General features: G+C 70.4%; 2 protein-coding genes and 2 pseudogenes. 3 read left to right on the forward strand and 1 reads right to left on the reverse strand.

Annotated elements, in window-relative coordinates; genetic code table 11:
- Positions 1-145: 145 nt before the first annotated feature.
- Positions 146-885: pseudogene (locus x551_RS19165) on the reverse strand (enoyl-CoA hydratase-related protein).
- 247 nt (positions 886-1,132) lie between these two features.
- On the opposite strand from x551_RS19165, the pseudogene x551_RS19170 reads away from it, so the two are divergent.
- The 3 genes and pseudogenes from x551_RS19170 (at position 1,133) to x551_RS19180 (ending at position 3,835) form a co-directional block, all read left to right on the forward strand.
- A pseudogene (locus x551_RS19170) lies at positions 1,133-1,962 on the forward strand (alpha/beta hydrolase).
- Between the two features lie 224 nt (positions 1,963-2,186).
- Positions 2,187-3,035, forward strand: a complete 849-nt coding sequence (locus tag x551_RS19175) for a glucose 1-dehydrogenase (RefSeq protein ID WP_011828483.1) — start codon at positions 2,187-2,189, stop codon at positions 3,033-3,035.
- A gap of 26 nt (positions 3,036-3,061) precedes the next feature.
- On the forward strand, positions 3,062-3,835 hold the full coding sequence (locus x551_RS19180) for a glucose 1-dehydrogenase (protein ID WP_036235656.1): 774 nt from the start codon (positions 3,062-3,064) through the stop codon (positions 3,833-3,835).
- The last annotated feature ends 317 nt before the right edge of the window (positions 3,836-4,152 follow it).

Consider the following 4,152-nt stretch of genomic DNA (forward strand, 5'->3'; position numbering starts at 1 on the left):
CCGGCGCAATGCGGCGAGCGCCGCGCCGTCGCGGGCGTCATGCAGCTGCACCGGGTGCCCGGCCTGGGCCGCCACCTGCGCGATGCCGGCGCCATGATGCCCGCGCCGATCACGCACACCGGCGACTGCGTGTCGAGTGCACGCCTCATGCCGGCCCCTTCGCCCACGGCGGCGGGCGCTTCGCGAAGAAGGCGGCAAAGCCTCGCGCGCCTCGTCGCCCAGGCGCACGCGGCTGATGGTCTGCGCCGTCAGCTCGCGCACCTCGGCCGTGATGGCACCGACCTCGAGGCGGCCGAACAGCGCCTTGATCTCCGCCTGCGCGCACGGACCGTTCTGCAGCAGCTCGGCCGCGAGCGCGTCGACCGCCGCATCCAGCGCGTCGGGCGCCACCACCTGCTGCACCAGGCCCAGCTCGCGGGCCTCGGCAGCGCCGATCCGTGTGGCCGTCAGCGCCAGCCGCTTCGCCTGGCGCTTGCCGACCGCGTTGGTGAGATAGGGCCCGATCACCGACGGCAGGATGCCGAAGCGGGCCTCGCTGACGGCGAACTTCGCGTCCTCGCTGGCCACCGCGAGGTCGCAGGCGCACACCAGCCCGACGCCGCCGCCCAGCGCCACCCCGTGCACGCGTGCGATGGTGGGTTGCGGACAGGCGGCAACACGGTCGAGCATCGCCGCGAAGCGGCGCGCGTCGTCCAGGTTCCACGCCGGCGTGGCGGCGCTGGCACGCTGCATCCAGGCCAGGTCGGCGCCGGCCGAGAAGGCCTTGCCCTGGCCGGCCAGCACGATCACGCGCACCTGCGGGTCGGCCGCGAGCCGGGCATAGGCGGCGTCGAGCTCGCCGATCATCGCCTCGTCGAAGGCGTTGAACACCTGCGGTCGGGCCATCTCCACGCGTGCCACCCCGGAGGACGTCACGTCGATGCTCAATGTGTTCACGGCGGGTTCCTTTTCGGGGCGCTCGGTCGGTCTCGAAGTGCGGGTGTCCTTCGCGGCGCAGTGTCGCCGCGATCGCCTTCCCGCGTCGGCCGGCCGTGCCGGCGCGGTAGCATTCCTCTCGGTCAGGCGCTGCCGGCGGCATTGTCGAGCGGCCCTGCGCCGGCCGTCGATCTGCGGCCCGACCGGACCCCACGCCGTGAACTCTCCGCCGCCGCCCGCCCATCCCGATGCCGTCCGCGACGGATTCGTGTCGATCGCGTGGCGCGACCGCGAAGTGCGCATCGAGTACCGATGGATCGGCCGCGAACACCGCGACGCGCCGCTGCTGGTGTTCCTGCACGAAGGCCTGGGCTCGGTGTCGATGTGGCGCGAGTTCCCGCAGCAGCTGTGCCAGGCCATCGGCGTGCGCGGCCTGGTGTACTCGCGGCCCGGCTACGGCCGCTCCACGCCGCGCGCGGCCGACGAGGCCTGGGACGTGGACTTCCTGCACCGCCAGGCACACGAGGTGCTGCCGGCGCTGTTCGCCGCGCTGGCCATCGACGAGCCGGTGTGGCTGTTCGGGCACAGCGACGGCGGCTCGATCGCGCTGCTGCATGCCGCGCGTTTTCCGGCGTCGGTGGCAGGGCTGGCGGTGCTGGCGCCGCACATCCTCGTCGAGGACATCACGGTCGCGGGCATCGAGCAGACGCGTCGCAGTTTCATGACGACCGAGCTGCCGCAGAAGCTGGCCCGCCACCACGACGACGTCGACTCGGCGTTCTGGGGCTGGAATCGCATCTGGCTGCATCCGTCATTCCGGTCATGGCGCATCGAGGCCCAGATCGCGGCGATCCGCTGCCCGCTGCTCGCGGTGCAGGGGCAGGACGACGAGTACGGCACGCTGGAGCAGGTCCGCGGCATCGCGCGGCGCGTGCCGCAGACGCGCCTGCTGAGCTGCCGCGGTGCGGCCATTCGCCGCACCGCGACCGGCCCGAGGCGGTGATCGCCGCGGTGGCCGCACTGATGGGGTGCACGCCGGCCGCCTGATGCAGCGTGCGCTGCGGGCCGGTGGTCGGCGGGTGTCACGTCCGCGACGCGCGACCCTGGGTTTCCCCGCGGGAGCGGCGCGCGCGAACTACCCCGCCGGGTAGTGACGGTGGGGTAGGGCGCCGCAATCATCCGGCCTCGCCATGTGCTCGCGCTGCGCCGCGAGTCGCGCCCATGCCTCCGGTCGGGCCGATGCCCGCACCGACAAGAACCAGGAGACCCCCATGACCGACAGCCGCGCAAGCACCCCGGCTCCCATCGACTACGGCAAGGCCTACCGCGTGGACGGCAAGGTCGCGCTGATCAGCGGCGCGGCGCGCGGCCTCGGCGCCGAGATGGCAAGGGCGCTGGCGGGTGCCGGTGCGCGCGTGATGGTCACCGACGTGCTGGAGTCGCAGGGTCGCGAGACGGTGGCCGAGATCCGCGCCGCCGGTGGCCAGGCCGACTTCTTCCGGCTCGACACCACCGACGAGGCGCAGTGGGAGGCCGCGATCGCCGTCACGATCGAGCGGCTCGGCGGCCTGCATGTCCTCGTCAACAACGCGGGTATCGAGCGCCTGCAGTTCATCACCGAGACCACGGTCGAGGAATTCCGCAAGGTGCAGGACGTCAACGTGACCGGCGTCTTCCTCGGCTGCAAGCACGCGATCCGCGCGATGCGGCCGGGCGGCGCGGCCGGGCAGGGCGGCTCGATCATCAACCTGTCCTCGGTCGCCGGCCTGGTGGGCTGCATCGGCCTGAGCAACTACTGCGCGTCCAAGGGCGCGGTGCGACTGTTGACGAAGTCGGTCGCCGTCGAGTGCGGGCAGCTCAAGCTCGGCATCCGCTGCAACTCCATCCACCCCGGCGTGGTGTGGACCGCGATGGGGCGCGACCTGTTCCAGCACTTCGTCGACCTGAAGATCATGCCCGACCTGGCGGCCGCGCAGACCGCCTTCGAGACGGCGATCCCGATGGGCCGCTGCGGTGCGCCCGAGGACGTGGCCTCTGCCGCGCTCTACCTCGCCTCCGATGCCGCGAAGTGGGTCACCGGCGCCGAGTTCGTGGTCGACGGTGGCTACACCGCGGTCTGACGAGACTATCAACTGGAGACACAGACATGGGACGCGTGGACAACAAGGTAGCGCTGGTGACGGGCGGCGCCAAGGGGATCGGCCGGGCCAGCGCCCTGATGCTGGCGCGCGAAGGCGCCAGGGTGGTGCTCACCGACGTGGAAGAGGCGCAGGGCACCGCGGTGGCGAAGGAGATCGAGCGCGCCGGTGGCAAGGCGCTGTTCCTCGTGCAGGACGTGACTGATGAGAGTCAGTGGGTCGACGTGGTCGACCGGGCGCGCGCGCACTTCGGCGGCCTGAACATCGTCGTCAACAACGCCGGCATCGGCACCGCAGGCAGTGCGGAAGACGAGACGCTGGAGGCCTGGCGCCGCCTGATGGCCGTCAATCTGGACGGCGTCTTCCTCGGCACCAAGCACGCGATCCGCGCGATGAAGGACGAGGCCGGCGCGGGCTCGATCATCAACATCTCGTCGATCGAGGGCATCGTCGCCGATCCGAAGCTCGCGGCCTACAACGCCAGCAAGGGCGGCGTGCGCATCTTCTCCAAGTCGGCGGCGCTGCATTGCGCGCAAGCGGGCTATCGCATCCGGGTTAACACCATCCATCCAGGCTACATCTGGACGCCGATGGTCGAAGGCTATCTGACCAGCCTCGGCGATGTCGAGGGTGGGCGCCAGGTGATCTCGAAGATGCACCCGATCGGGCGGATGGGTGAACCCGACGACATCGCCTACGGCGTGCTCTACCTGGGCTCCGACGAGTCCTCGTTCATGACGGGCAGCGAGCTCGTCATCGACGGCGGCTACACCGCGCAGTAGCCGCACACCCCCGTGAAAACGCTTGTGGGATGAACGCCGAGACGCTGCAGAAACTACCCGCTCGGGTGGGTCGCCGTGCCCCCCACTGCCTCTCTAATTGTTCGATCGAGAAGCGGCCGGTGGAGGGTTGCGTGCACGCTCGAAGCGGTTCGACATAAACAACTGAAATCAAGAGACCTGGGTGCCTGATGGAAAAGATTGACCTGCGACGCAAGTTGGCGCGATTTGCGCTGGGGAACAGATGGTTGATCCTGCTGGTGATGGGGTTGATCACGGTGTTCTTTGCGGTCGGGCTGGTGCGGGTGGACGTGAAGACG

The sequence above is a fragment of the Methylibium sp. T29 genome (assembly GCF_000576205.1).
Lineage (GTDB): Bacteria > Pseudomonadota > Gammaproteobacteria > Burkholderiales > Burkholderiaceae_C > Methylibium > Methylibium petroleiphilum.

Bases quoted from the DNA above. Each gene is read 5' to 3' on its own strand.
- x551_RS19175 (WP_011828483.1), top strand. From the start codon at position 2,187: ATGACCGACAGCCGCGCAAGCACCCCGGCTCCCATCGACTACGGCAAG.
- x551_RS19180 (WP_036235656.1), top strand. From the start codon at position 3,062: ATGGGACGCGTGGACAACAAGGTAGCGCTGGTGACGGGCGGCGCCAAG.